The sequence below is a fragment of the uncultured Psychrobacillus sp. genome, from assembly GCF_938022135.1.
GTDB lineage: Bacteria > Bacillota > Bacilli > Bacillales_A > Planococcaceae > Psychrobacillus.
In genome coordinates, this window is record NZ_CALIED010000076.1 from 75,258 (window position 1) to 100,686 (window position 25,429).

The window sequence follows — 25,429 nt, forward strand, 5'->3', positions numbered from 1 at the left end:
TTGCTGTATAATCAGTATTTAGATACACTATTAAAATTGGAAAGGGAGGGAACTTATGACAAAGTATATTTGTAATGAGTGTGGAGGAGAATTCTCCAAAAATCAACTCGATTCAGAATTGCTGAAAGATGGTGAGTCTTTTTGTAAAGGATGTGCTAGCAGCTTAATGGAAGCTGGAAGAGACTTTGTAGATCCAAATAATAATTTTGATTCGTACGAAGACTGGGACAAAAATGGACGTTAACTAAAATAACAGAAGTATTAAGAATAGACCCTAATATAGTTGGTTAAGATTTTTTATTATTTCTTTGCTTACTATATTGGGTGCTATAATTAAAAAAGCTATTGGAAGTAATCATTATATCGTTTTCCTCAATCGGGTGCGATTGCGGAAGAAGGGTGGCATGGGCTACCTTTTTTTATTGGAACGAAAAATAGTACATAAAGAACTGAATTTGGATGATGTTGAAGAAAATGATCTGAATCAAATCGATGCTGAAAATGATGACGAATCTGAAAAAGCATATAGCATTATTGCGCTGTGGAATTGGCGACAGGGAAACTATTTATCAAAAAAGGATGAGAAGGAAACTATTTAGGTTCCTATTTTAATATCGTGAAAAATACTATAAAACCGATAAGTTGATATCCTTTGAAGATTTGGTTATTGATATTATGATTCTTCCTAATGGGGACTACTTTATTTTAGACGAGGATGAGTTACCTGAGACATTAGATTAATTTGAGAATGGTGCTGTTCAACATGCTCTAAACTCATTAGCGGATTCCATTGAAATTCTTCTTCCTTAGACTATTTCAGACGCTAAGAATACATTTTCCTTGGTTGAACGAGATATGACATTTAGTTAAGTTTTTTTCTACCTTGATATTCCACAAATGGGCTTGATTGTTTAATAAGCATCTCTATTCTTATTAAATTAACGGGTGCTTTAGTAAAGAGGAAATCAAATTAAAATGAGCTTGGAGGAGATCTCCCAGCTCATTTTTTGTCTTAAATCAACCCCTACCTTTAACATAGCCTTCAGTTTTTAAATACTTGTGTAAGTAATTAACACACGATATATCTTCCTAAGATCACCATACCTCATCTGTACAATTACATAAATGGAATTTAATTTTTGTGACTTCATATGTTATTGTTCATATGAAGTCAGCAATAGATTTCCCTTAGAGCAAAAACGGTTATACATTAGTCTTTCGGTTCAAAAAAAACTTCAACTGTCGTTAAATGCTTTTTTATCTCTTGCTTGGACATTCCTTTATATTTATTCAAATACTCAATGATTTGTTGCTTCTGTATAAATTTCACTGGAGTATGCTTACCATATGTTTCAATAATATTTACCCTTAGGATATCATCTTCGAGGAGTCGTTTAATTGTTTTTTGATCAGTTTTGCAAGCCCTTTGAATCTGTTTTCCAAAATAACCTTTTTGAATGATCTTTTTGTAATATAATTCTTTTGCAAGTTGTTTCACATCTTCATCCAGGATTTTTATCTTATCTATTGATCTAGCTTTTTCATCTTGATAAACTCGTAATCTGTCATCTAGGATATACTTATAAACACCCTCAATATTGACTTGAGCCAACCTTAGTTTAAAGCACGCTTCTTTAATAGTAATTCCTCTTTTCCCTTTTACTGATGATAGGGGTAGAAATTTGCTATAAAGTAATTTTTGAAATCGTAGAATCTCTTTTTTCTTAATATACCATCGTTCATATCCATCAATGCTTGGACCATGAAGAGGGTTAATCCGCTTTAACTCAATTAGTGCCATCATGTGTCTAAAAGTTAGCTCCAAGTATTCGGTTGCTTGTAGGAAAGAAAAGCAATTAAGCTTCATTTTAATGTACTCATCCACACTCTTACGCTCAATTAAGGATATTTTCCTCCCATTTTTATATGTTTCGTGAAGTTTAAGTATGCCATGGTGACATAAATTTTTTGTTGTATTAATTTGCGAATTTAATAGACTAGTAGCTTCAAAGAATGTTAAATACTTTTTTCTTCTAAGCTCCAATGGCGGCAGAGCAATTCTTTGGTTGATATATTCATCCTTTTTATTATTAAGATAGTCCGTATAAATTTCATGGTAATATCTCCCCTTTGGTTGCTTAAACAAGTTATTAAAAATCTTAGTTTTCTTACTTTTCAAAACCATAGAATACGCTAATCCTCGCCCTAATTCAGAAACCATATCCACTAGAGTAATAAGATCCTTGGAAGGATCTAATGTAAGAAAATGTGCAGTATTCACTATTAGATTAGATTTGTCAGTATTAATTTTTGTTATGGATGGAGCTATCATGTAAAAATTTTGTTCAAATTGATACAGGCTAGAAAAGAAGAATTTATTAGAATCTAGTCCATGTATTAATAAACTGAAAAAGTAAAAAAATTCTAAATATTCTTCTGAAGATAAGATATTGTAATCAGCTCTTACTATTTTTTTTCGTTTACCTAGAAGAAATTCTTGGAAAACATTTTGAACTTCTGATGTTATTGGATCAGTGTTTTTAGCTATCATTGTAGTATACCCTGCACCACACATACAAGAATCTCTCATTAATCGAGACATACGTACATATTCACCACATGTAGTACAATTAGAAATAAGGTCTATATTGTGTTGAACACAAGTCGTCACATAACTTACATCCCAGTAAATTCGATGAAAAAAATCTTCTTTTAAGCATTCAGGGCAAAACTTGGTTGAATATCTATGATAATATTTTCTATAACTAATACGTCGGTAACTTGATTCCATGTTCTTGCGCACAAGTAGGTCATCGTATTGGTTTACAATTAAAGGTTGAATATCTATCTTCATTTGGTATAGTAGGTCAGTTATAAAACTCACCCAAAATAAATCAGCATGTATTTCATTACAATTGTCATCATATGATGACATTTTATATTCTTTAAACATAGACCCGAAGTGTTCATAATGATTCACAATAGCCAAGCGGTGTAGAAATGAATAAAGACTTTCATGATCTATTGGCTTTGTTCTATTTAACGGTAGCTTCTGTTTGATATGCTACACCTCTTTTCTAGGTTTAGATAATTTTAAAATTGTGTCACCACTATATTCAAGGAAATATTGGGCAAAGCCACTTACTTAAACGGATTAGCTCCATTCATAATACTAATGTGTAATTCAAAAGCTTTTGAAAAATGTTCCATTTCTATTTTTTCCTGTTCAGCTTCTACTGCATATTTGGCTGCTGTACGAACTATTTTCATAAGTGAATTCATATTTCCATTGGTAGCACCATTGAACTTCTCCCACATTCCATGCTCCTTCAAGCCTGCCAGATTTTTAAATGGGAGTTTTTCATCAAGATTATTTAGTAATAATCTAAAATAATCTGTTCTTTCCGCATTTACGCAATTAAAACTATTTAGATGATGTCTAAATGAAAAACGCCTTTTTAATTGTCCATTTGCTTTTAGTACTAGTTCAGATTCATCCATTCCAATCAACACAACAGGAACTTTGGTAGAATTTATTATTGATTTTAAACAATCAGCTACACTGTGATTAATTTTGTCATTGCCATCTCTGTTAACAAAATGCTGAAATTCATCTAACATTATTAATTCTACTTCCGAATCACTAATAAACTTGATAAGACGATGTTGTTTATTACCGATAGTTCCTTTAGTAGGGTGTGAATCACCTAGATGATATAGCATCGATTCTAAAAATGTATTGATAGTCGTTGGGTACCGAATGTCACCTGCTAATATAGCTACTTTGGTTGTTCGCTCTAATGGGATGATTTTTTGATGTTTTTGAAGATAAATCTCCATAATAGATGATTTTCCTGTGCCATAGTTACCTGTAATTAATAAGCACTGAGGCTCACTATAATTTAAATGGGTTGCATGACACATGCGGATTAATTCTAACGCTTTTTTGAATTCAGGGTGTGCAATACGTAATATATCTATTTTCTTTAACTTTTCTTCCTTTGTTAAAAGAGTAATGTCATCCTTAGTAGTCAACTTCATACGCCTCCCAATCTTGATCAAAGTCCAACTCTTTTCTTTCATCATCCTCTAATTTATTTGGTAATGAGTTGGTTTCTCCAAATATTTCTTCATTTTTTACCTTTCCTATCTCTTTAGCTTTTGCCTTTTCTTTCAACAGTTCATTCGAACCTTCGTTAGCCATTCGTGCTGCTTGTTGTCTTTCCTTCTTTTTCAGGACTGAATTTTTTATTTTTTCGTCGGATCTTGCTCTAGCCGCTGCAATCTCACTCATATTGGTACGGTTATTCCCCTCTAGACGAGCATTTGCAACAAACACCCTGTGAGAGTATTCACTTAGATTAAGTGAGTATTCTTGATCTGTACACATTGCCTCGATATACTCCTTTTTCAGTTCATCATAAACGTAAATCTTTGAAAGATCGCTAGGATCGTATTTGTACTTAATTTTATAACCTTTCCCCTTCAATCCCAATTGGCTTCTGAGACCTTGCAAATCTGGGGATTGGTAAAACAAATAGTCTTTTTGAACACCAGTACTTTGTATAGAACCAGTTCCTAACTTCATTAGAGCTACTTTCCAATCTAATTTGAAAGAAGGTATAGAGGGTGTAAACCCGTTCTCTATTGCTTTTTCCCACATTCTTGCAGGAGAAAGTTTATTTCCTCTTGGTTCTTTAGCATAAATATCTACGATAAATATATGCAGATGTTCAAGAAATTCATCAAGAGTTAGTGACGCATGCTTTTCAGAATCGTAATCTCCCTTTTTAACTACATTTGAAAATGTAGTGCCTGGTAATTGATGAACTAGACCCTCGTTCAAAGTTCTAAAATGACGTTCTATACTGCCTTTATACCATGGTTTCCTTGGTGGGTTGAAAGTAAGTTGAATATCTAGTTGGAAGCAAGCTTCATTTAGATGTTTACTTTTAAATTCTTTTCCTCTATCCGTCACCAATAATTCAGGCAAACCATAAGCAAGCCACTCATTTTGAACACTTGGATAGCGTTCTTTTAGATAGCTCTTGGGTGCAAATGCATGCAACAGGCAATACATGACTGCTGTATAAGATGCTGGCTCAAATCCAACATAAATACCGAGTGGATATCCCGTATATTTATCTAGTGCAGTAGTTACAGTAGGTCTATCAAGCACAATCCCATTTTTATCCACCAGGATTAAATCAAGTGGTGTATGATCAATTTCCACTCTTTGTAGAGGATGCTTCACATTATTCAACATTTGAACACTTCCATGCTTCTTTCTAGCTTCTGCATGCCCTATTCTCTGTTTGTCTCTATCATAAGAATCCGATTCCTTAATTCTCCTTCTAATAGTTGAAATGGAAGGATATTTTAGTTTTTCTTCTCCCTCTTTACGTGTAAGATTTTCAATATCTATTTTGTGTATAACGGCATAATAAACATTCTTAGGATTAGAAAGTTCTCTCCTTTTATAATGTGTATTCATTACTTCTTCAATGATTAAATCAATTTCACCTTGAATTAGCTTGTTTCTTGGACCTGAGTCTTGCGTATTACTTACGAGTGATTCAATACTATCTTCAGATTTTGTATAGTCAGATAACCAGCGATAAATCGATCTTTCCGATACTTTATAACCTGAGTCACTTAACTGCTTTAAGCGATCTTGAATATAGGGTTTTAATTTTTCTCCTCTGAGCTGCAACAATGGTTTTATAACGAAATGTCTATATTTTGCTTCTTCTTGTAATTTTACGGGCAACATAGAAAAATCATGAAAATCACTTTTATTTTTTTTACCATTAGAATCAAGTTGAAATTCCAAAACCCCTGCTTCAAGGTATTTATACATTTCAGTTAAAGAAAATATCCTTCTAGTTGTTAGGAAATCCAAATCCCTAGCTAGATAAGTATTTTTTTCCATTTCCTCCATTACTTCATAAAATCTTTCATTCAACTTAAATTTAGTTCCAATTCCAATATACATCCTCATTAATTACAACCTCCCGTAAATTAGAGTGAAATTTTTCAGTTATTACCCTCTCTTGCAAGAAAATTACTTGCACCTTATCTTTTTAAAGTTATAGTAGCCTCAAATGTTAATGTTATAAGCAGTTCTTTGTTTTTCGACCATAGGAACCTGTCACAGCTCGAAAAGAAGTGTTTAAAATTTTCTCACCTCTCGGTCATCGGATACGCTTTGATAGCTTGCTAGCTTCTCATACTACTTATGCGCGCTAATGAAACATTTTATACTCTAAGGGTTGATGTATTTTTTTTCCATTAACCCTCTGATTAATTAGTCTCCAGTATAAAATTTGAGAGTTCAAAAAATATATAGGTAATTATAATCATTTTTATATTATCATATTGACAATATAGAAATGATAATTCAATAAAAAAAAACCATTAAATTAATGATTTTTTCTCCCTTTTCGTTTAATGATATATTTTTCAAATTCCGATTTACTTACAAGTATTTTTCTGCAAATACCTGCTAAATAGTTTTTGAGTGTTCCTCTATTAATAGCGTTACTAACTAGAGTTGCTGAAACATTAAATTGTTCTTGAAGTTGTTTGACCGAACAATACGTCATTTTAAACAATTCGATTTTTTCGGTTTCGAATCGATAAGCAAATGCACGATTATTTAAGTGTTCAATAGTTGGATTCCCTAGCAAACCTGCTTCTACATATTTAAGTACAGTTCTTTCATTACATCTTAATTCAACCGCTACTTGTTTCAAGTTGTAGCCTTTTGATAGGATGCGATGTTCTTTTATTACTTTTGCTAATTCAACAGGATCAAAATACAAATCATTTAATGTATATGAAACAGTTTGTTTATAAGCTTTTAAATCATTGATTCTTATAAAAAAAATCATTTGGGATATTGAAAGACCTGATTTCGAATACTTTTCAAAACAACGAGCAAGTGAAATCTTTTCTTTAATTTTCGATATTTTTATTGGTTTTAATGAATACAACAAGCTTAATATTTGAGTCTTTGAAAAAAACTTTTCCTTGTTCAAATATGAAGTGTATTCTAAAACATTATTGTTTACGAGTTCCATAACGCTATCAACATGGATCCCTAATATCTTAGCTGTTTCTAATGCAGTAACCTTATCCAATTTATACTTCAAAAATGTTTGAATACGTTCCAAGATATTTTTCTTTAGAAAATAGGTTGTCTCACCCTTATTTATAAAGCATCCAGCAAAGTAATCTACTTTCATCAAATACGCCAATTCACTATCTAAAATACCGAATTGTATTTTTATCTGCCCTTTCGTAAGGAAGTTTTCTTCAATATACGCTGATAAATAACTGTAATAACTTTTTGAATTTTTTGGGGCATTCATATCTTTTTCGTATAGGGAAATTTTGTGTCTTTTGTAAGTATCCGCAATAAAATTCAGATTTACTGATGAATTAATTATTTTCTCGAAATTAGATTTTCTCCGTCTATTACCTCTTGTTCCTTCTAGTTGAAAAGAGTGTTGGAGAAGTTCCTTAAATCGAATATCGAACTCTTGAAATATCCAATATACATCAGCAAGCAAACCAACTAACCCTTGAATATTTAAAGGAATTTTGTTCGTGGATTCTATTTTATAATGAGGCATATCGCACTGAGTAAAACTATTTAAACCATGAAATAACTGCGCAAACCCTGATAGAACAAGCATAATATCTTCTATATTACTTAATCCTAAATACAAATCCCGTTTTCCAAATATGAAATCAATTAGGTTTTTTTGTGATTCTAGGGTGACACTTTCTATAATTTCTACCGTTTTTAAATGTGAAAGTTTACAACCACACTGATCACATTTATTGTTGAAGAGTGAATATATTGAAAAAGAACCCTTGCACATTAGACATTTATCTAACAAGTAAACATTATGCTTTATACAAACGTTGATAAAATTTAATCCCCATGAAAAACGTTGATAAAGTTCTTCATCTAGACACATTGGACAACATTTTGTCCTAGTTTTTAAAAAAAATATATTTTCCGAATTCCTTTTAATATTCAAACTTCTATATGAGAAAGAATAGAGAGATTCTGTTCTTACTAATGATGTTAATTCTTTACAAATTTCCTCATTTATTTGATTTGAACACAAGTCATGTTTGGTGAGCAAATCATTTATTAAAGGATAAGGACTATTATGATAATTAACTATGAAACTTCTGAAAAGATAACTACTTAGTGTTTCCGACTCTATAATCGGTAATCTATTTAAAAATGGCTGCATTGAAATATCTCCTTTTATTCTGATTATTTCCAGAATAATAGGTATGTATACTCGCAGATACTTTTCACACTAAAAATTATCAAGTCCAGTCTATTCAATTCTCCTCTGTATCTACCTTCCACATAACAACCATGTTTTATTATCATTCAAGTTATAAGTTCTTGCGGCCACAGCTATACAAATAAAAGCACCATTTTAAAGGCAACAATACAATAAACCTAGATGAATTTGTAAAAGAGTTGATTAGGATAGTATGAAAATATTAGTCGCTTTTGTACCTGCATGAACTAACACAGTTTAATGTTACTTTTATGTTTTGACTGTTTCATGAAGACTCACATACGGATTAAATTTATTTGGAAATTAAACATATACAAAAAACGCTCGGAGAAGTCTCCAAGCGTTTTTTCTCTTTACATGTTAAAATTCGGGGATTGGCTTCTCAACGAAACCTAATTCGGCGAATTTCATAATTGTATACGTTAAATACTTGCCGACTCTTTATCGATTTCATTAAAGTACTAATTTATTAAATAACTCATTACACTTTTTTATTTTTATTATTTTTTTGGACATAATACACTTAACAAATATTAAAAGGGTGTTGTTAATGGGCAGGAAACCTAGAGCAAAAACAATTAAAAGCACTAACCAATCCAATGAATTGTCAACGATCATAGAGATTATAGTTTTATTTTTCATCGGTATGACCGTGGCTACTGAAATCTACCAGATTAAAGATGATGTGCAATCCACGTTTTTATTATTAGGTATACTCTTCTTCATTAACGTTTGGTTGTTTCGAATTATGGATCTACATCTAGCATTTAAACGTTCACATCGTGTCCAATATTGGAAATTTAAACAGAAAATCATTTTTGGACTATATCTATTTTTAACCTTGTCAATGATTGGAGCAACTTTTCCATATGGAGAAGTTTTAAATTTGTTATTCTTTCTTGTATTAATCTATCTCGGTATAAATTTTGTGTGGCAAAGTTTCAAGAATTTCAGTTTTGTACTTCCCCATCGGCAAAAAACAATACTTACCACGATTCGTAATTTCGCTATTGAGGAAATTGATCAAATGGAAGGCAAGGAGTTTGAAGCGTTTCTATCCAAATTATATGATGGAATGGGTTATTATGTAGAACTTACACCTCATAATGACTATGGAATCGATGTACTTACAATCAAAGATAAGATAAAAACTGGAATTCAAGCCAAGTGCTATGGAGAAGGGCGAACCATTGGAGTTGAAGCTGTAAATGAAGTCTGTGGTGGAGCAGGAGTTTGGAAAGTTCAAAAGAAGATGGTTATCACAAATCGATATTTTAGTAAAGAGGCATTAATTTCAGCTAAATCGAATAACATTGAAATGATTGACCGTGATGGCTTACAGCTTTTGATCAAGGAGTACGAAACAGCTATGGAAAAGAGAACCCCTTTCAGTTTCCTTACCAAATTTAATAGAAGTAAAGTATAACGCATCTATTTATAAAGTTAACCTACACATTATTTCACAAGTATAAAAAAGGCAAGGGTTTGTCCCTTGCCCATAGTAAAATTTAAACACCTTGATATTTGCTCTTCTATTAAAGTTTACCAGTTGCTATTAGGAAAGCGTAAAGTCAATTTGGTTTTTTAAATCCTTCAAATGCATTTCGCATAATTTCACTATTTCTACATGGCTACCAAAGGTAAATTGTACATCCCATAATTTCGGTGTTTCGTTTTGGATTTCACAACAAATACAACTTGTAGAAAGTTTCGTATTTTCACTGATACTAATATAACTTTTCAACATTAATCCCCCTGCTGTCATTTGTCATCTATAAATCCAAAGTTAAACCTTGAGTTACGTGCAAGGAAATCGCTAGTTATTGTTTAGCTTTTTAGTATTTTTGCATCTAGGGAAGTTTGTACAGCCATAAAATACACCATATCTCCCTTTTCTTTTAACCATATATGATCCACAATGTCCGCATTTAATTTGATTTTTTATTACTTCCGTTCTGTTAATTGTATAATCGCATTTCGGAAAGTTTGTACAGCCTAAAAAAGTACCATTATTAGATGAGCGTAGAACCATAAATCCGCTCTGACATCTTGGACAATTCGGGTTGTTTAAGATCGAGGGCTCATTAGTAGAAACTACATATGGAATTTTATAAAATATTTGTAACTCCTTAACAAAGGAAGACATTTTATATTCTGGTGTAAGAATATAAGTATCATTTTTTGTGCGTGAAAGAGCTACATAAAACAGCCTTCTCTCTTCAGCAAACGCATATTCTTCACTGTCGGTCATTACCCAACTCAGAAGTGGGTCATCTGCAATTTTGTTTGGAAAGCCAACCATACTATTTTCTGCATTAATAATAATGACATTCTCCGCTTCAAGCCCTTTAGATTTATGAACAGTTAAAAAGAAAAGATTCAACTTTTCATATTTTCTATAAAATATTTTCGTATGTCCTGATTTTTTGTCTATACGTGTAGTGAAACCCATACTTTGTTCTAAGAAGGATATGTCAAAGTTGTTTCTCCCCAACAGCATAATCTCCGTGTCTTCTCCATATTTAGAGACAATATCATCAATGGCACGTATCAAAGCTGTTGCTTTATCTTTTTGAAATCCTATTAACTTTAGTGGGTTATTATTTTGTTTATCGGATTTTAAGTCCTTCTTATATTGGATTGGATTTTTCATTATAAAATCACCAGCAATATCTATAAGTTCTTGTGCATTTCGATATGTTTTCTCAATCCTTAATATTTTGCTATATCCAAAATATTTCTCGAAACTAGTAAAAAGCTTTAAATCACTACCAGCAAACTTAAAAATAGATTGCCAATCATCTCCTACGCACATTAGTTTTGCATGTGTCTGCTCCTTAATAGCATTGATTAAATTGAACCTACTCTTAGATATATCTTGAAACTCATCTATGATGATATATTTATAATTAAAATGAACAGTACCATTTCGTATAATTTTAGTAGCCATATTTATCATGTCATTAAAGTCAATCTGTTTATGTGCCTTTAATGCTTCTTGGTAGTAAATAAAAATAGGCTCAACTATTTCAAAAAAGACTTGTGTTCTTTGAAGAAAAAAGGGATTACTTTGATTTACCTTATAGTTTTCTATAATGAATGCCTCAAATTGTCCAACATCAAATCCATTTGATTTAAATAAATTTATAAATGTTCCGACTAACTTTATAAATTCCTTAAAAAAACGATCCTTACCCTGATCATATACGGAAGAGAAAATGTCTAAAAAATCTACTTCTTTCAATCGAACATTATTCTTCTTCAAATTATCTTCCAGTTTTTCTAAGAGGATTCCATGCTTATTATAATATGAGTATGATTCTATTAACTTTGTGTTTTTTTCTTTATGTAGATTCCTCTTCCAATGCATCCCCTCAATATACTCTTTCTCCTCAAATTTACTCATCCAAGGCAACCGCATTTGTTCATTTACACCATAGTGTTCCAGGTATAGATCATATTCAGGTAAATAAAAATCAGGTTTATATTGTCTATGGTTTTCATCTCTTGTATCAAACTCATAAGGTTTTTCGTATTCATACTCAATTCCATTCAAAAATAAAAAGTTAGCAATTAATAATTCTTCGAGACTTTTTACATTTTCTCCACTGATGGTTCTCAAACTTTGTGCTAATTCAAGCGTTGTTTTATTAACATATTTTACTTTATCCATTTTGCCTTTTATGGTTTCAAAATCTACATTCTTAAAATGTTCATGATACTCCCCTAGGTTTTCAAACTCTTCTAGGTTCTTTGGGATATTAATGTAATATCCAAAAAACTCAATTAGTTTCTTTATTTGCTCTTTATTATTGTATATTTCTTCATACATATAGGCATTAATCAGCTCGCTCGGGTTTTCCAAGATATCTGGTCTCGCTTCATTATCATTTGAAATTATTTCTAACCCCAATTTATGAAAGGTCTTAACCTCCACATTTACGCCTAATTTTTTGGAAATTCTTTCATACATTTCATCAGCAGCTTTTCTCGTAAAGGATATCAATAATATTTCTTCTGGTTTAACTTTCTTAACATCAATCAAATATTTTACTTTCCCTGAAATCGTTAAAGTCTTTCCACTACCTGCTCCTGCTATTACTAAGTTATTATCTTCATTTGTAATAATTGCAGTTCGTTGTTGGAGGTCTAGTGACTTTCCATCAATATTGCTAAATAATTGTTCCTGTTCTTTTAGTTCGCGACTAACAAATTCTTTATTCCATGTGGGTACCAATTCGTTTAAATTTTTATACCATCCCAAGAATTCTTTAACCACTTGATCTTGCACATTATCAATATCGCCATTTATATAAAATGAATAAGTTTTAGCATATGTACTAAGCAGTCTTTGGCTAATAGAATTGGCAAAATAGTTTTCCTTATTTTTATTTACCTCTATTACAAACTTTTTTGCACTATTATATTCCACTTCAATTTGCTTATTAGTTTTCTCAACAAGAGTTGGAATACTATCTATAACCATTAGAAAATCTTTTTTTACTGTAATAAACAATTCATTTAACTTTTGAAATTCTGGTATCGTACTAATAAACTTCTGCTCTTTTGTAAAAAAAGCAACGGATTTTTCGTTAATTGAAAAAGGTTGATCTTGCTCAAGATACTTTATTACCTTTTGGAAAGGTACCATCATTTCATTTATCAAACCTTCATCTATATAAATCCGTATTAGTGCTAATTTATCAACTTTCTTTTCCAAGCTTACTTTATTAACCTCTTCAATATTTTTTAAATAACTATCTACTTCTGATATGGTTTTTAAAGACTTTCTTTTCTTAAAATAATTAGATATTAAATTAAATATATTCACTTATCTTCTTTCCTTCCTACTTTATACCTCCTCAAATTTTACCATAATATTTCTATTCTTAGTAAAATGATTACGCGACAACTATTTCAACCTGCCCGATAGCGAACAGCGGCATTACAATAAGAAGTAGCGCGCTATTGCTATCCACAAAAAAAAGCAGTGAGTGTTCCTCAAGTCTCATTTGATTTGATCGTATCACAATTCATGTAGTCTTAATCAATTTAATTTGAAAAATAGAATAAGACAAGATTAGCTGTGGTTAATGATGCAGGTACTGTATAAAACTTCTAGTACAATAGTTTTTTGCATCATAACAGTTCACTCCTGGAACTTTTCTAATTTAAATTCTTTCCTATTTTTCCAATCGCAAATAAGCCCCTCTCTAAAAGCCTCACCTTAAATGGCATATGAACTAGTTTATATACTCTTTTCTTATTTTTTAAAAACTGGATAAGTTTCTTATTTAATTTATTTTGAAAATCATCTACAAACTCTTCATTTAAAATTGTAGCCATATACCATCGGTAAAAGCGTATTCTCTTTATCGTTAAAATCAAGAATTAATTGTGGGATAATATATGATTGTCCTGCGAATATAAATCCTAATAAAAATTCTGCACCTTTATTTTCTTCTTGCCTCAGTAACCTCATAACTGGGGATATAAGTCCAAAATTCAATCTATTGAAAGCAATAAATGAATTTCTTAAAGCTACTGTTTCTGTTTTTGAAAACTTCTCATTCGCTTCATCTGATACAGAACCTTTTTCAAGTTTTTGTATTCCTCCTAAGCCAGCTGGTATTATGTGTTCTGCTTTATCAAAATGTAAGAATTGTTCGGACTTTTGTAATATACACAATATCCTATTGTAATTGCCCCATTTTAAAAATAATATTTTTATAAACATAATTGTTCCTAAAACCCCTCAACTGTACGGAAACCTATTAGATAAAATGTTCAGTACCTTCTTTGTTTTCATTCAACACATAATTGAATATTTAACAACAATTATCAAAATTTACCCATAATAGTTGTTTTATGTTTATTGCAACAAAGTATTTTCTTAAAGCATTAATCCAATACAAATCCCGAAGGAACGGAAAGGTTATCAATTGGATGAGCCATTAAAATCAATTTAGTTACTTCGCATTTCTTAACTCTTAAGTAATCATCACGACCTTGCTCAATTTATAAATAGAAACAATTCTCACAATTAAGCTACCTATTAGCAAATAAAAGATCAACAATAGTTAAGTAAAACCCGAATAGTAATTGTATACATTAAAGTACAATCTTCGGAAGAGTGGTCCCTACCTCATTTTGTTTAAGATTCTCCAATATTTTTTCAGTCGAAGAAAAAAAATGTTGTTTATGCAACGTTAAATAAGGTACCTCTCCATATTTCTTAGCATAATAATGTTCATATGAGAGATATTCATGATAATACTTCTTATTCTCTATAAATTTAAACACACTCTTTTTTTGTTTCTCAATATAGGCAGCAATCACTTCTAAATCAAGTAAACTCATATAATCATAGTGCACGATGGTTGGATGTAAGCCTTGGAGTTCACTTTCTAATCGCTCATGATACATAGGGAGTTTAGGAAATCGCTGCAAAGCAACAGACAAAATATAAACTTTTTTTACACCATAAAATTTCTTTCGGTCTATTTTTAATATATTTTCAAACGCTTCATTTGCTTGTTTTATTGGTTCTATTACATACTTTTGAAATTTATCTTCCGTATCGGTTAAATCAGCATTTACTTTTGCTTCTTTAGTAATTCTTCCTCCTTTACATTCAATAATTAACAAATTATTTCCCAATCTTATATAAGCATCAGACGAGTCCTTACCTGGAGTATATTTATACTCAGGGGTAAATGCATAGGAAATCCCTTTAGCCTTTTTTGTAACATCATCTAAAATAAACTCGACATATTTTTCAAATAACCTTCCGAAAAATGTGAAAAAGTCTTTTTTATTTTTTTGACAAACTCTTTGTAACTTAAAACATAAACTATCAAACAACCCTAAATTTAATAGAGGTAGTGAAAATAAGACATAGTGATTGTCATATTTAAAAAAAGGCTTACTTATCAAAAACTCATTATCATAAATGTTGGCTAAGCTTTGATTTGCTTGTTTTTTCAAAACAGATAAATTTGCGGTTAAATCACTAAAAATGGCTTGAGCAATATCTTGTTTTTTAGTTGTTTTGAAGTAATCAACAGAAACTCCAATTAGCTTTTTATCTTCAAACCCTTGCGTTCTGGATTCTATATTTGCACATACAGATGCTAATACTGATAGATAATCTCGAATTGTATAACCGTATTCCGCTTCGAAATATGTGTGTATATCCACAAATTCATTACCAAATAGAAGTCGATTCTTTGAAATTTCTTCAAAGAATAATTGTTGTCTCGCAAGAGTTGGTAAAAAAGATCGATCTCTATTTATTAGCAACAGTTTTTGAAAAGTCTGTTGTACTTGTATATCATCAGCTAAACTATCTTCCATCAAATCACTAATTTTGAATATAGTCATTAAAACATTCCAAAAGTCATCAAACGTATTATCAAATTTATTAACTGGCTTTTCGGTTCCATAAGCTAAGAACATTTTCAACGAATAAGTTAAATTAAGTATATCAAATACATGTGTCAAATTTATATTTTCTAAAATGAATGGGGTGCTTATAAAAGGATGTAAACGTTTAGTTAACTCCCTTTTTTGTTCGTCCGTATATAAGTTGTAATTAGATATAATTGTCAAGGCTTTTTTTAATTCAATTTTCCGAATGTCCTCTACAACCTCTTCTACTTTTGGCTTCCTATTAAATAAATCGGAATAAGTAATAAACATACCCATTACATCCGACGTTTTACGAAAAGCTGTGTTCATTTATGTATCACACCGTCCTCAAAATGATTTGTTGTCCTTTGACTTTGTAATTTCAAAAAAGGCATCCCTGTTATTATTACAAATGGATGCCTACCTTTTACAACATGTAGTAATTATTTTTGGATTTATATTTGTTTCCACTTTCACAAGGCTAAGGTTCGTAGGGTTTGAAAAAAACTTTTCCATTTCAGCTTTTGTTGATATACAATATTTGTGAAAAAACAAAAAACATATAAGAAGAATTCCTGTATAAACATTCATCCATCTTCCTATATGTCAGTTTTAAAAATTATATCAAGCATGACTCCAAATATCCTGGCATGGCGTAATCATACGTTTGAATTGCTGGCATGGCAGTAAGATAATGTCCAACAAATAAAGCCAAGCTATAAGGGGTATTTAGAAATAAATATATCTCATTTACTCCTTTGCTTTTAAAATATTCAGCAACTTCTTTTACCTTTGATGCATATGCAACTGCTTGTTCCGCAGTTTCAATTGAGGTCTGACTCGGACCAGTTTCAGGCAGGACATTAACTAACATGCTGTAACTTTTATTCTCTAAATCTAATGCCTCTTTTACTTCTGAATGAATATCTTTGCAAACGCTTAAAACTAATACCGCCCTTTTATTTTGTAATGAATTTCCAGTATGATATTCAGCATATGGTTTATAGGTCTTATCAATTTTTTCAGTAGACCAGAGTTCTCCATAATGTTCGAATTCTAAAATAATTCCTTTTGTTTTAGAAAAGTGTGACCCTATTGCAATACCTGCCGTAAGAGGCAATTTACCATGCACTCTTATTCTGTTGGTTTTTTTCGACCAATTTTCTTCCCAAGTATTCATAGAGTAAGCTAATTCAGGGTTTAATTTTGTTTCCCATATTTCTTTTGTGGGAATGAGACGCGGTTTATACTTAAAGTGCGAAGTCCAATCTAAGGAAACTCCTTCTCCATCACCCTTTTGTTTGTCATAACCCTGTATACTAAGCATCATCGAAATCTTTGTTTCTTTCACACAGGTTAATAGAAAGGTTTTAATGTGTTTATAGATTGTATCGCCTTCATCTATTTTGCAAACCCCTTTATGATCTACATCAACAGCATATTTAATAGCATCATCCAGATGAAGTGGCGATGAGGATTGTTCCTTGACAACGCCATCCTGGGCACCGTACATCAACAGTTGAGGGATGGAATGCACCAAGTTTTTGGGAACAATTTTGGAACCACCTCGAAGGGTATACGTTGTCCAATCTTCCTTTAGTTCTTTAAGATGGTTACTTCTTTTTTGTAGTGATCGAATTTGTTTATTAAAACTACCGAAAACGCTAGCCAATGGTGCTCCCTTAAAAGGGACGCATAAAAAAACAGCCCCTTTAATTAGCTTTAGAGTTATTTCTTCATTCGCTTTAAAACGATCAATGATGTATTGTTGAATAACCAATCCACCCATGCTATGTCCTACAAATACAATTTCTCGATTAGGTACTTTTGCCATGATTTCAGAATAAAGAAGTCTTGCTACTTGTTTAAAATCATATTGTACAGGTGTAAATCCTGTTTTATACCCAAATGAATACACATCAAAATCTTTAATATCTAAGTCAGAATCAATTAAGTCAGGAAGTGATTTTGTAAACCTGTCCCGTTTCCACGTATCCATCGGGTCACCATTAAGTCCATGAATGAAAATTATAACTGGATTTTTTTTGGAATCGGATATTTCATAAAGTTTAGCTGACTTTACCCCAAGTCATTACCCCCTTTTTGGCTCTGTTCGACAAATGGAGCAGATGGCTTAATCGATTGAATAGCATGTTCAATAATATCGAATGTTACTGGTTTATCAGGGTAGGCATATAAAATAGATTGAGGTACGACCCTGGTCAATAAATCCGAATAGGTAAATCCATAACCATATTTTTCATTCTCACCTGTAATCTGAGCAAGTAATGCTAATTCCTTAGGTGTTAAGGCTATATCACCAAAATATTTTTGGAAAACTTCGTATCTTTGTTCTAGATTAGGGCGAGAAAAAGTATGAACTAGTGCTGCTCTCCTCTTAATAGCGGGATCAATTGCTCCAAGTCTATTTGTACAGAAAACTACTAGAATAGGAATCTCCGAACTACGAATATGATCAATTCCCTGTATTAATGCATTTACACCAGCTCTATCTTCGTGATGCATTTGATTTTCTTCTCTTGATTGAGCAAGACTATCAGCTTCATCTAATAACATAATTACAGGTTTTTTGGAACTTGAAGCTATTTGTCTTGCATCCTGAAATGATTTAGTAATCAGCTTACTAATCTCCCCAACTACACCATTTCCTCGGGACTTCATGCTCATACGCGCTAAGATGATTTCTTGATTTGTAAACTGTGCAAGTTCGCTACCAAACGTCATAGCAAATTCAGTTTTCCCCGTACCTACGTCTCCTTCAAATATAAAAAAAGGATAACGATCACTAAATGCTTGTAAAGCTTCTATCATTTTGTTGTGATACTGGTTACTCCATTTCCGAAGTATTTCAGGTGCCATGATAGTGGCACCCTCTTTTTGAATAAGGCTTTTTAAATTATCTAACCCAACCAATCTATGGTATCTACCTTGAAACTCTTCATTAGGGAAATGTATAATTTCTTCAAATGTTGTGGACGAAATATCCTTCATAGGAGCGTTCCCCTCGATTCTTTTTATCACACTGATTGCTAAAGGCTCGTTTGCATATCCGAGCGCTGCATATGACTTCAAATATTTAACGATACTTGAAGGAGTGGGACTGATTTCGTATTCCCATTCTTCCATAATTGCTTGTTCAATTAACTGTACTGCGTTAGAAAAAGTATCACCGCTTTGTGATTCTGCATTTTCCATTATTGAATCGAAGTCATAGTCAAGCTTTTGGACCAAACATTCTTTTTCATCAAATAAATTGATCTGCATATTTTACCCACCTAAAATTGATCGTTGAACACCTAGAGAACCACTCGAATATTGTTTATCATAAGTTCGCATTAGACCGCTTGCATATGTAGTCTGCTCAGCAGCTCCCCAACTTAAAATGAGTGTTCCCTTGTATTTTACTTGTTCTTCTTTCGATAACTCGTACCATTTGGGAGTCATTTCAATAACTATATAAGTAGATGAATCGGATAGATCAATTCCTCTAAATCGTCCTACATTATCATCAGATGTTATCGTACCATCATCTTTCATACCATACTCAATTTGGTAAAAACACACGTTATTTCTTTTGAATTGAACTTTTATCACTTTGGCATATCCGTCATTTAACCATTGGTAAAAGTCACTTTTCCAACTAGTTAAACGTTCTTCTGTAAATAATCCAGGAAACCGAGCAGCAAGGTATGTTAAATCAGCAATAATTTTATCGTTAACATATCTTGTATTCGCATATGTATACGACTTTGTGCTAGATTGCGTATATGAAAATGACATGGACAAGACCCCTTATAATGAAAATGACGATCCAAAAATCTGTTTTAATGATGCCTCAGCAACATTTTTTGTAGAAGCTTGCATAGCAAGAGAAAGATAACCCAACGCTTCATCCGCCTCATCTAAGATCCGCTCAAGCTTTGTATAATCCAAGCTATATCCGAGGTTATTTTCAGGGTTCACTGGATCAAAAATATTAACTTCTCCTTCTACTAGGATCACCTCAGACTTTTTGTAATTATCTTCAAAAACAATCGGATCTTTCAATTCCGTATTAACGATGTACCGAAAAAACTGTTGCAGGGCTGTAACAATGTCGTCTGAAATTCCTTCTGTATCCGCAATATGTGCCCATATCATTTCTATTAAAAATGATTTCATCTTAAATTCATTTTTATTTCTCCACCACTTTGTAATACGCACCATTGTTGCGTAGTTAGGGTTACTAGCTTTTCTTGACTGAATAAATGACAAGTGTAGAGGAATAGAAGTTAGGACTCTTTCACCCGTATCCTGAGCAATTAAATGACCCATATCATTTGGCGCTCCAGTAGGAATTACTGGAACCACATCAACATCTAATCCAGAACCTTTAAAGGAAACCTTCAGACAATGTTTTCCTAAACTGAATTGATCTTCCGTCATGTTATGACGTTTGTACACTTTCACCAATCCATCTTTTATATAAGAAAGCACTTGCTCTTCTGTATAATTTTCAATCTTTTCAGGCTTCACATAAACAGCAACATCCATATCATTAAGAGTGCTGATAGCAGTTCCTTTCCTAACAGAGCCTGAATGGAGCATTTTTACTAAACCGAAATCAGGATTTTCTTTAATGTAGTCAGTTAAATTATCTCTTAAGTTATTCACTTGTTTTCTATATTTTTTTACTTTTTCCGAGTCAACATTTACTTTATTTTCAATAAATTTTTTTAAATCCCGATTGGTAAATAACAAGGGCAATCTCTTCCTTCCACCACTCCAAAATAAGAACATTTGTTTTATTAATAGTATTATATATAAATAGTCGAAAAAGGTCAATATTTTAGAAAATAATTGAAATTAAATCTTTAGTAACTAATATTAACACATAAAAGTAAAGAAGTAAGGAAAATAGATACTCTATGCATCCATTTTTTGCTTGGTTATTAAATAAGAATTAGCCAAAGGACGATTTGGTATTGTCATATTATAAATAAAGGGGGAAGTGTTTCGAAAACACAAAAGGATGTAGTGGTTTCAGCTTTAGCATTGCTTCATCAACTACATGTAGTTGATGTGGAAGAAATTAATGCAGCATTGAAAAGTCCTAGATACGAAGAATTATATAGTTTAATTGAAGCGAAATATAAGGGGTTAGTTGAGAGAAGCATTATCACTAAGAATCGAATTCGTCACGCATTTGATTCAAGATTTGAAAAAATTGTTCAGAAGTGGATATATATGTTGCTCTACAAATTCGACAGTTTCCTCAGTACATGGATGATCTATATAAGTGGTAATAAGTCACGCACAATGTATCGTTCATTCTACGAAAGTACACAGACATAGTGAATCAGAAGAATTTCACCACGTTTTGTAATGCGCTTTTGGTACAGGAAGTTTCCTAAAAGGTACACTGTAATGATAGTAAAAAGTATTGGTATATGAAAGACTATCCAATTAGAAGGCGCATAGTATTTAATTTGATGTTCGTTTTCAATCGTTTCCATATAGGACTCTTTATATCCATATTGTACTATCCATTTTTGATTAGCTAATCGCTGGTATTTCTATCTGTTCTTCATTTATTCTTCGCTCTCTTAATTTTATCTTGGCTCGGTAAAAGGTCACCCTTGCCCAATTTTCTTTTTTTCGGTGTATTTCTCCGATTTCTTTAATGAATAAGACACCGAGTATCCGTAGCAAGACAATCTCTTTATACGGCTTGTCCAAGAAATGATACGGTTATTTGTCATGCATATCGGAAAGGTTTCTTTTTATTTCGGGCTTACGGTATTCATTTAACGAATTGTAATATAAATCCCCATCCATATTTGTAACCTGGATGGGGAGAAAGTTATAACCATTTGGATTTTAATCCATATACATTAACCACTACTTGCTTAGGTGTAGAAGTTGGATTTTCGACCATATTTAAATCAGAATTAAAAGTCTTTTTGTATTTTTCATTAAAACGTTTGCGTCGTTCTTCTTGAATCGAAGGATTTACTGGCACATTGATTGTTTTTTCAACATTAAAAATTGAATGACGCATTTAAAACACCTCCTAATGATATGATATCATATTTTATGAAATAAAATGAATTTCTGCATCAACTATATCGAGGAATTTTTCCGTGTCTTCTTCAATCTTTTGAATTACTTTTTCTTGAGTCCAATTTTCATCAGTTTGATGGGCTATCACATATATGAAATTTTCTCCAAGTTTATTTGTTAATTGTAAGTTAGAATACATTCTTGCTTTTTTTGAATCCGAAGTACCTTTGTAATTGAAAAGATCTAGATTTGCTTTTATTGACATATAATCTTTAAGTAAAAACATTGCTATGTCGATACCCGATTTACGTCCATTTAGTTTTTCTATTTTATCTGGAGGTAATTCGATATTAAAGTTTACATTCATGCTTTTTTCTAATAATGGGTGTAGCAACTTAACTAGTTCGAATTTATATGTATAGAAATTATCAATTCGCTCAGTTGATAGTTTATCTAATTCTTCAAGAAGCTTTAAATAGATATCTTGCAATTCTTCGATGTCATCGTCCCGTTCATTATAAGTTTTAAAACTAACAGTCGCTTTCAAATACGCACTTATAATCGTATTAATTTCATCCAAATTAAATTCAAAATATGCTTGTGAAACGAGGTTTAAATCATCACCTTCTCTAACGGTAGTATGATCACCATTTATTATTATTTTTAATTTTTGGCTATGTTAAAGTTATTGGTTGATTTTGAATAAAACGTCCTCTTTTGTAGTATTCTGACTGTATACATTACAAAAGGGGCAATTCAAATGACTTTAACGAACATAATAGCTAATATTTCTTCCTTGAATGATAAAGAAAAAGAATACATCTTAGATTATCTAACTCGCCATTTCTCGCCGTCATCCTCACAACAAGGAGCTTTAATCGGTGAATTGAGAGAGAGAAAGTTTTCTCATGGTTTTCATTGTCGCCATTGTGGAAGTACATTTGTGGTTCGTTACGGGAAGCGAGATGGTCGCCAACGTTATAAGTGCAAGGACTGTTATAAATTAAGCAGTGATTTGACTAATTCCCCTATGTATCGTTCGAAAAAGGCAGACAAATGGATTCCATTTATTGAGTGTATGTTGAATGGTCTCTCACTTCGGGAAACCGCTAAAAATATTGGTATTACTCACGTAACTGCATTTTACTGGAGGCATAAAGTGCTCTCTGCACTCGCAAAAGAAAGTATCGGTATATTTGAAGGACTAGTAGAAGTAGATGAAACATACTTCTTAGAAAGCCATAAAGGACGAAGAGTTATTCCAAATCGTAAACCAAGAAAACGTGGGGGTTCTGCTTCCAAAAGAGGTATTTCTAATGAACAAATCTGTGTATTAGTCGCTAGAGACCGAAACAAAACAACCCTTTCAAAACGGGTCGGTTCAGGTAGAATTCTAATGGAACAAATTGATAACACCCTTACATCGCATTTTAAGAATGATACGGTGCTTATTTCCGATGCTCACAATTCTTACAAATCTTATACATCTAGTAACGATGTGGAGCACATCATTATAAACGGCAGTAAGAAAGAATATGTAAAGAAAGGCATCTACCACCTCAATAATATTAATAATTACCATTCTCGTTTAAAGAAATGGATAAGTCGGTTCAATGGTGTTTCTACGAAGTATTTACAACTTTATTTAGTGTGGTTTCAATTCCTCGACAACAGGAAAATGGAAAGCGATTTAAGCAAGAAAAAACAAATGCTTATCTTGGCAAGCGTTCATGGAACGTGGGAAACCGCAGACAAGTTAAGACTGAGAGACTATGCATTCTAAATAAAAGTGCACATAAAAAAGAGCTGGAAAATGTGTCTCCAAGCTCATTGTATTTGATGTCCATTTTTTACTAAAGCACCCGTTAGTGGAATAAGAAAAGGAAAGCTTATCCCACTAAAACTCCTGGAATTGTAGTATAGGGACGAAAAAATGAGGTTTACAGTGTTAATAAATTATTTCTATATACAGGTTTTTATTCAGACAACCCCCATAACATTTTCTGCAAAACCTTGAAAAGTCTTTTTGTAGCTCACCTATTTTTCTGCTATGTACAACCGCATATAAAGATAACCATTTTCTATATTGTCCGATCGCTCAAAGCCTAAGCTACTCCAAAATTTTCGTGCGGTTTTATTTTCTAAATTAACTGGTAAGGAAATCCGACGTGCATTGAATTCTTTACACAAATATTCAATGCAAAGCTTTGCCGCTGCTGATCCATAGCCTCTTTTTTGAAAACGGCTATCAATCATAAAATTGATAATTTGGGGGTTATTATCGCCAATAGACATTGAAACAAAGCCTACCATCACATTATCAGCATAAATTGCAAAAGGACGTGACTCTTCATAAAATACCCACGCTTCGGCTAATGAAAACGCCACAGAATCTACAAATTCCACACTTGTATCAGTTGTACGCAAGTTTAAACATTCTTCATAATTGTCACTATTAATTTTTCTTAACTCTAGCAAAGCAATCTCACCTTCCAAATATAGTTATGACTCTTTAAATATGTATAATTCAACTTTTGAAAAGTAGAATTAGCTAGACATTCATAATTATAATATTAGTTCCCCAAGCGGTCTTTGGAATCTTTAACGTTGTAGCGATTTGCGGGAACCTAAATAATTTGCAATAACAAGTCAAGTTACCAGCCCGTCTTTTGGTAGCACTTCTTTACTTAGCGGTGTAAATCTGACGATAGTTCTTGTTGCTCTAACCTGCTGCGTTAGTTTAAGTGTAAACCTTCACAAACTTGTTCCTATTTTAACATAAATATCCAGTTAAAGTGAACTTATTTTTACAGATGTAGGGTACATGTCACAATACCATTTCACTATAAATCAACCTTTACCTTTAACATAGCCTAATTTTTTATGATTTTTTAGTACTCGATATCTATATCTTTGTACAGATACTACTGTTGGTGTCGAATTTGTAAAAATTTCAATTGCACTAATTAATGATTTTTGTCTGTAAAATTCATTTAACTCAGCGTAGTTTTCCCATAATTTCTTTGTGTCAGAATCTAATTGTTTTTCAAGATACTGAATTCTATCTACCTTTAAGTTCATAGCATAGAATGTGATTGCTAAAATTATTAGGAATATGATTAAATATGTTTGTCCGTTGTTAGTAATATGAGTATTAATTAGACTGACTAGTGAAGCATTTATTGTAAATGCCACTGATAAAACTGCCAATAAAACACTTATTATATTTAATAAGGAGTTAGGGCTTATTCCATTAGGAATTTTTTTTAGTTTAATAGAAAGGACCCAACTATGTAATAAGTTTCTAAAGAATAAAAAAACGGAAATTCCAATCAAAATTATTGCAGCTATTTTCCACATAAATCCTCCTGGACAAAACTCTTTTTATTAATATTTTAGCAATAAATCCCATTAATAGATATATATATATTTTACTCCAAAAGCAGTTTCCAATGGTCTAAAAACATATCAAAATGTTTATATAAAAAATGTAATCCATAACAGTGTTTGAGTTAGTTCCTTCTTGAAACTGTTAAGACCAATACGCCTCCATTTATACAAATGAGACAGAAAACTATCAAATTTATCGTAAGCTTTTCCCGCTTTTTATAAACTTTGCTTAT

19 protein-coding genes and 1 pseudogene are annotated in these 25,429 nt (G+C 31.9%); 5 read left to right on the top strand and 15 right to left on the bottom strand.

Annotated elements, in window-relative coordinates; all coding sequences use genetic code 11:
• Positions 1-55: 55 nt before the first annotated feature.
• The 3 genes and pseudogenes from Q0371_RS15785 to Q0371_RS15795 all read left to right on the top strand — a co-directional run.
• On the top strand, positions 56-244 hold the full coding sequence (locus tag Q0371_RS15785) for a hypothetical protein (protein WP_298472734.1): 189 nt from the start codon (positions 56-58) through the stop codon (positions 242-244).
• A 160-nt stretch (positions 245-404) separates the two neighbouring features.
• Positions 405-599, top strand: a complete 195-nt coding sequence (locus Q0371_RS15790) for a hypothetical protein (RefSeq protein WP_298472936.1) — start codon at positions 405-407, stop codon at positions 597-599.
• Positions 563-810, top strand: a pseudogene (locus Q0371_RS15795) (DUF402 domain-containing protein); the annotation flags it as partial. The gene Q0371_RS15790 and the pseudogene Q0371_RS15795, both read left to right, overlap by 37 nt.
• A gap of 400 nt (positions 811-1,210) precedes the next feature.
• Here Q0371_RS15795 and Q0371_RS15800 read toward each other — a convergent pair.
• The 4 genes from Q0371_RS15800 to Q0371_RS15815 all read right to left on the bottom strand — a co-directional run bounded on the left by Q0371_RS15800 (position 1,211) and on the right by Q0371_RS15815 (position 8,273).
• Entirely contained in the window at positions 1,211-3,061 is a 1,851-nt protein-coding gene (locus tag Q0371_RS15800; RefSeq protein WP_366518607.1) for a TniQ family protein, read from the bottom strand.
• Between the two features lie 80 nt (positions 3,062-3,141).
• Positions 3,142-4,035, bottom strand: a complete 894-nt coding sequence (locus Q0371_RS15805; RefSeq protein WP_298472737.1) for a TniB family NTP-binding protein — start codon at positions 4,033-4,035, stop codon at positions 3,142-3,144.
• Positions 4,025-5,995 (bottom strand): DDE-type integrase/transposase/recombinase, encoded by a 1,971-nt coding sequence (locus Q0371_RS15810; protein ID WP_298472740.1) that lies wholly within the window; start codon positions 5,993-5,995, stop codon positions 4,025-4,027. The genes Q0371_RS15805 and Q0371_RS15810 overlap by 11 nt, the downstream gene beginning before the upstream one ends.
• A 427-nt stretch (positions 5,996-6,422) precedes the next feature.
• Positions 6,423-8,273: a TniQ family protein gene (locus Q0371_RS15815; protein WP_298472744.1), complete on the bottom strand. Its 1,851-nt coding sequence runs from the start codon at positions 8,271-8,273 to the stop codon at positions 6,423-6,425.
• A gap of 610 nt (positions 8,274-8,883) precedes the next feature.
• On the opposite strand from Q0371_RS15815, the gene Q0371_RS15820 reads away from it, so the two are divergent.
• Positions 8,884-9,759: a restriction endonuclease gene (locus Q0371_RS15820; protein WP_298472747.1), complete on the top strand. Its 876-nt coding sequence runs from the start codon at positions 8,884-8,886 to the stop codon at positions 9,757-9,759.
• Between the two features lie 390 nt (positions 9,760-10,149).
• On the opposite strand, the gene Q0371_RS15825 is transcribed toward Q0371_RS15820, so the two are convergent.
• The 9 genes from Q0371_RS15825 to Q0371_RS15865 all read right to left on the bottom strand — a co-directional run bounded on the left by Q0371_RS15825 (position 10,150) and on the right by Q0371_RS15865 (position 22,386).
• Positions 10,150-13,164: a UvrD-helicase domain-containing protein gene (locus Q0371_RS15825; protein WP_298472750.1), complete on the bottom strand. Its 3,015-nt coding sequence runs from the start codon at positions 13,162-13,164 to the stop codon at positions 10,150-10,152.
• A 495-nt stretch (positions 13,165-13,659) separates the two neighbouring features.
• Positions 13,660-14,070 (bottom strand): hypothetical protein, encoded by a 411-nt coding sequence (locus tag Q0371_RS15830; protein ID WP_298472752.1) that lies wholly within the window; start codon positions 14,068-14,070, stop codon positions 13,660-13,662.
• A 374-nt stretch (positions 14,071-14,444) separates the two neighbouring features.
• Complete coding sequence (locus Q0371_RS15835; protein ID WP_298472754.1) at positions 14,445-16,073, bottom strand: hypothetical protein; 1,629 nt, start codon at positions 16,071-16,073, stop codon at positions 14,445-14,447.
• Positions 16,074-16,362: 289 nt separating this feature from the next.
• Positions 16,363-17,802, bottom strand: coding sequence for an alpha/beta fold hydrolase (locus tag Q0371_RS15840; RefSeq protein WP_298472922.1), 1,440 nt, complete (start codon positions 17,800-17,802; stop codon positions 16,363-16,365).
• 20 nt (positions 17,803-17,822) lie between these two features.
• Complete coding sequence (locus Q0371_RS15845; protein ID WP_298472757.1) at positions 17,823-19,028, bottom strand: ATP-binding protein; 1,206 nt, start codon at positions 19,026-19,028, stop codon at positions 17,823-17,825.
• 3 nt (positions 19,029-19,031) lie between these two features.
• Complete coding sequence (locus Q0371_RS15850; protein ID WP_298472759.1) at positions 19,032-19,544, bottom strand: hypothetical protein; 513 nt, start codon at positions 19,542-19,544, stop codon at positions 19,032-19,034.
• Between the two features lie 12 nt (positions 19,545-19,556).
• Entirely contained in the window at positions 19,557-20,504 is a 948-nt protein-coding gene (locus tag Q0371_RS15855; RefSeq protein ID WP_298472762.1) for a CBASS oligonucleotide cyclase, read from the bottom strand.
• A 1,102-nt stretch (positions 20,505-21,606) separates the two neighbouring features.
• Positions 21,607-21,804, bottom strand: coding sequence for a hypothetical protein (locus tag Q0371_RS15860; RefSeq protein ID WP_298472765.1), 198 nt, complete (start codon positions 21,802-21,804; stop codon positions 21,607-21,609).
• A gap of 33 nt (positions 21,805-21,837) precedes the next feature.
• Positions 21,838-22,386 (bottom strand): hypothetical protein, encoded by a 549-nt coding sequence (locus Q0371_RS15865; RefSeq protein WP_298472768.1) that lies wholly within the window; start codon positions 22,384-22,386, stop codon positions 21,838-21,840.
• Positions 22,387-22,566: 180 nt separating this feature from the next.
• Here Q0371_RS15865 and Q0371_RS15870 point away from each other — a divergent pair, with 180 nt between their 5' ends.
• Positions 22,567-23,589 carry an IS1595 family transposase gene (locus Q0371_RS15870; protein WP_298472770.1) on the top strand — a complete coding sequence of 341 codons (1,023 nt, stop codon included), beginning with the start codon at positions 22,567-22,569 and terminating at the stop codon, positions 23,587-23,589.
• Between the two features lie 254 nt (positions 23,590-23,843).
• Here Q0371_RS15870 and Q0371_RS15875 read toward each other — a convergent pair whose 3' ends face one another.
• Both Q0371_RS15875 and Q0371_RS15880 read right to left on the bottom strand, forming a co-directional pair.
• Positions 23,844-24,284: a GNAT family N-acetyltransferase gene (locus tag Q0371_RS15875; protein WP_298472772.1), complete on the bottom strand. Its 441-nt coding sequence runs from the start codon at positions 24,282-24,284 to the stop codon at positions 23,844-23,846.
• A gap of 372 nt (positions 24,285-24,656) precedes the next feature.
• Entirely contained in the window at positions 24,657-25,166 is a 510-nt protein-coding gene (locus tag Q0371_RS15880) for a hypothetical protein (protein ID WP_298472774.1), read from the bottom strand.
• Positions 25,167-25,429: the final 263 nt, after the last annotated feature.

Bases quoted from the DNA above. Each gene is read 5' to 3' on its own strand.
- Q0371_RS15845 (WP_298472757.1), bottom strand. From the start codon at position 19,028: ATGCAGATCAATTTATTTGATGAAAAAGAATGTTTGGTCCAAAAGCTT.
- Q0371_RS15810 (WP_298472740.1), bottom strand. From the start codon at position 5,995: ATGTATATTGGAATTGGAACTAAATTTAAGTTGAATGAAAGATTTTAT.
- Q0371_RS15880 (WP_298472774.1), bottom strand. From the start codon at position 25,166: ATGTGGAAAATAGCTGCAATAATTTTGATTGGAATTTCCGTTTTTTTA.
- Q0371_RS15860 (WP_298472765.1), bottom strand. From the start codon at position 21,804: ATGCGTCATTCAATTTTTAATGTTGAAAAAACAATCAATGTGCCAGTA.
- Q0371_RS15830 (WP_298472752.1), bottom strand. From the start codon at position 14,070: ATGTTTATAAAAATATTATTTTTAAAATGGGGCAATTACAATAGGATA.
- Q0371_RS15815 (WP_298472744.1), bottom strand. From the start codon at position 8,273: ATGCAGCCATTTTTAAATAGATTACCGATTATAGAGTCGGAAACACTA.
- Q0371_RS15790 (WP_298472936.1), top strand. From the start codon at position 405: ATGGGCTACCTTTTTTTATTGGAACGAAAAATAGTACATAAAGAACTG.
- Q0371_RS15870 (WP_298472770.1), top strand. From the start codon at position 22,567: ATGACTTTAACGAACATAATAGCTAATATTTCTTCCTTGAATGATAAA.
- Q0371_RS15850 (WP_298472759.1), bottom strand. From the start codon at position 19,544: ATGTCATTTTCATATACGCAATCTAGCACAAAGTCGTATACATATGCG.
- Q0371_RS15785 (WP_298472734.1), top strand. From the start codon at position 56: ATGACAAAGTATATTTGTAATGAGTGTGGAGGAGAATTCTCCAAAAAT.
- Q0371_RS15835 (WP_298472754.1), bottom strand. From the start codon at position 16,073: ATGAACACAGCTTTTCGTAAAACGTCGGATGTAATGGGTATGTTTATT.
- Q0371_RS15820 (WP_298472747.1), top strand. From the start codon at position 8,884: ATGGGCAGGAAACCTAGAGCAAAAACAATTAAAAGCACTAACCAATCC.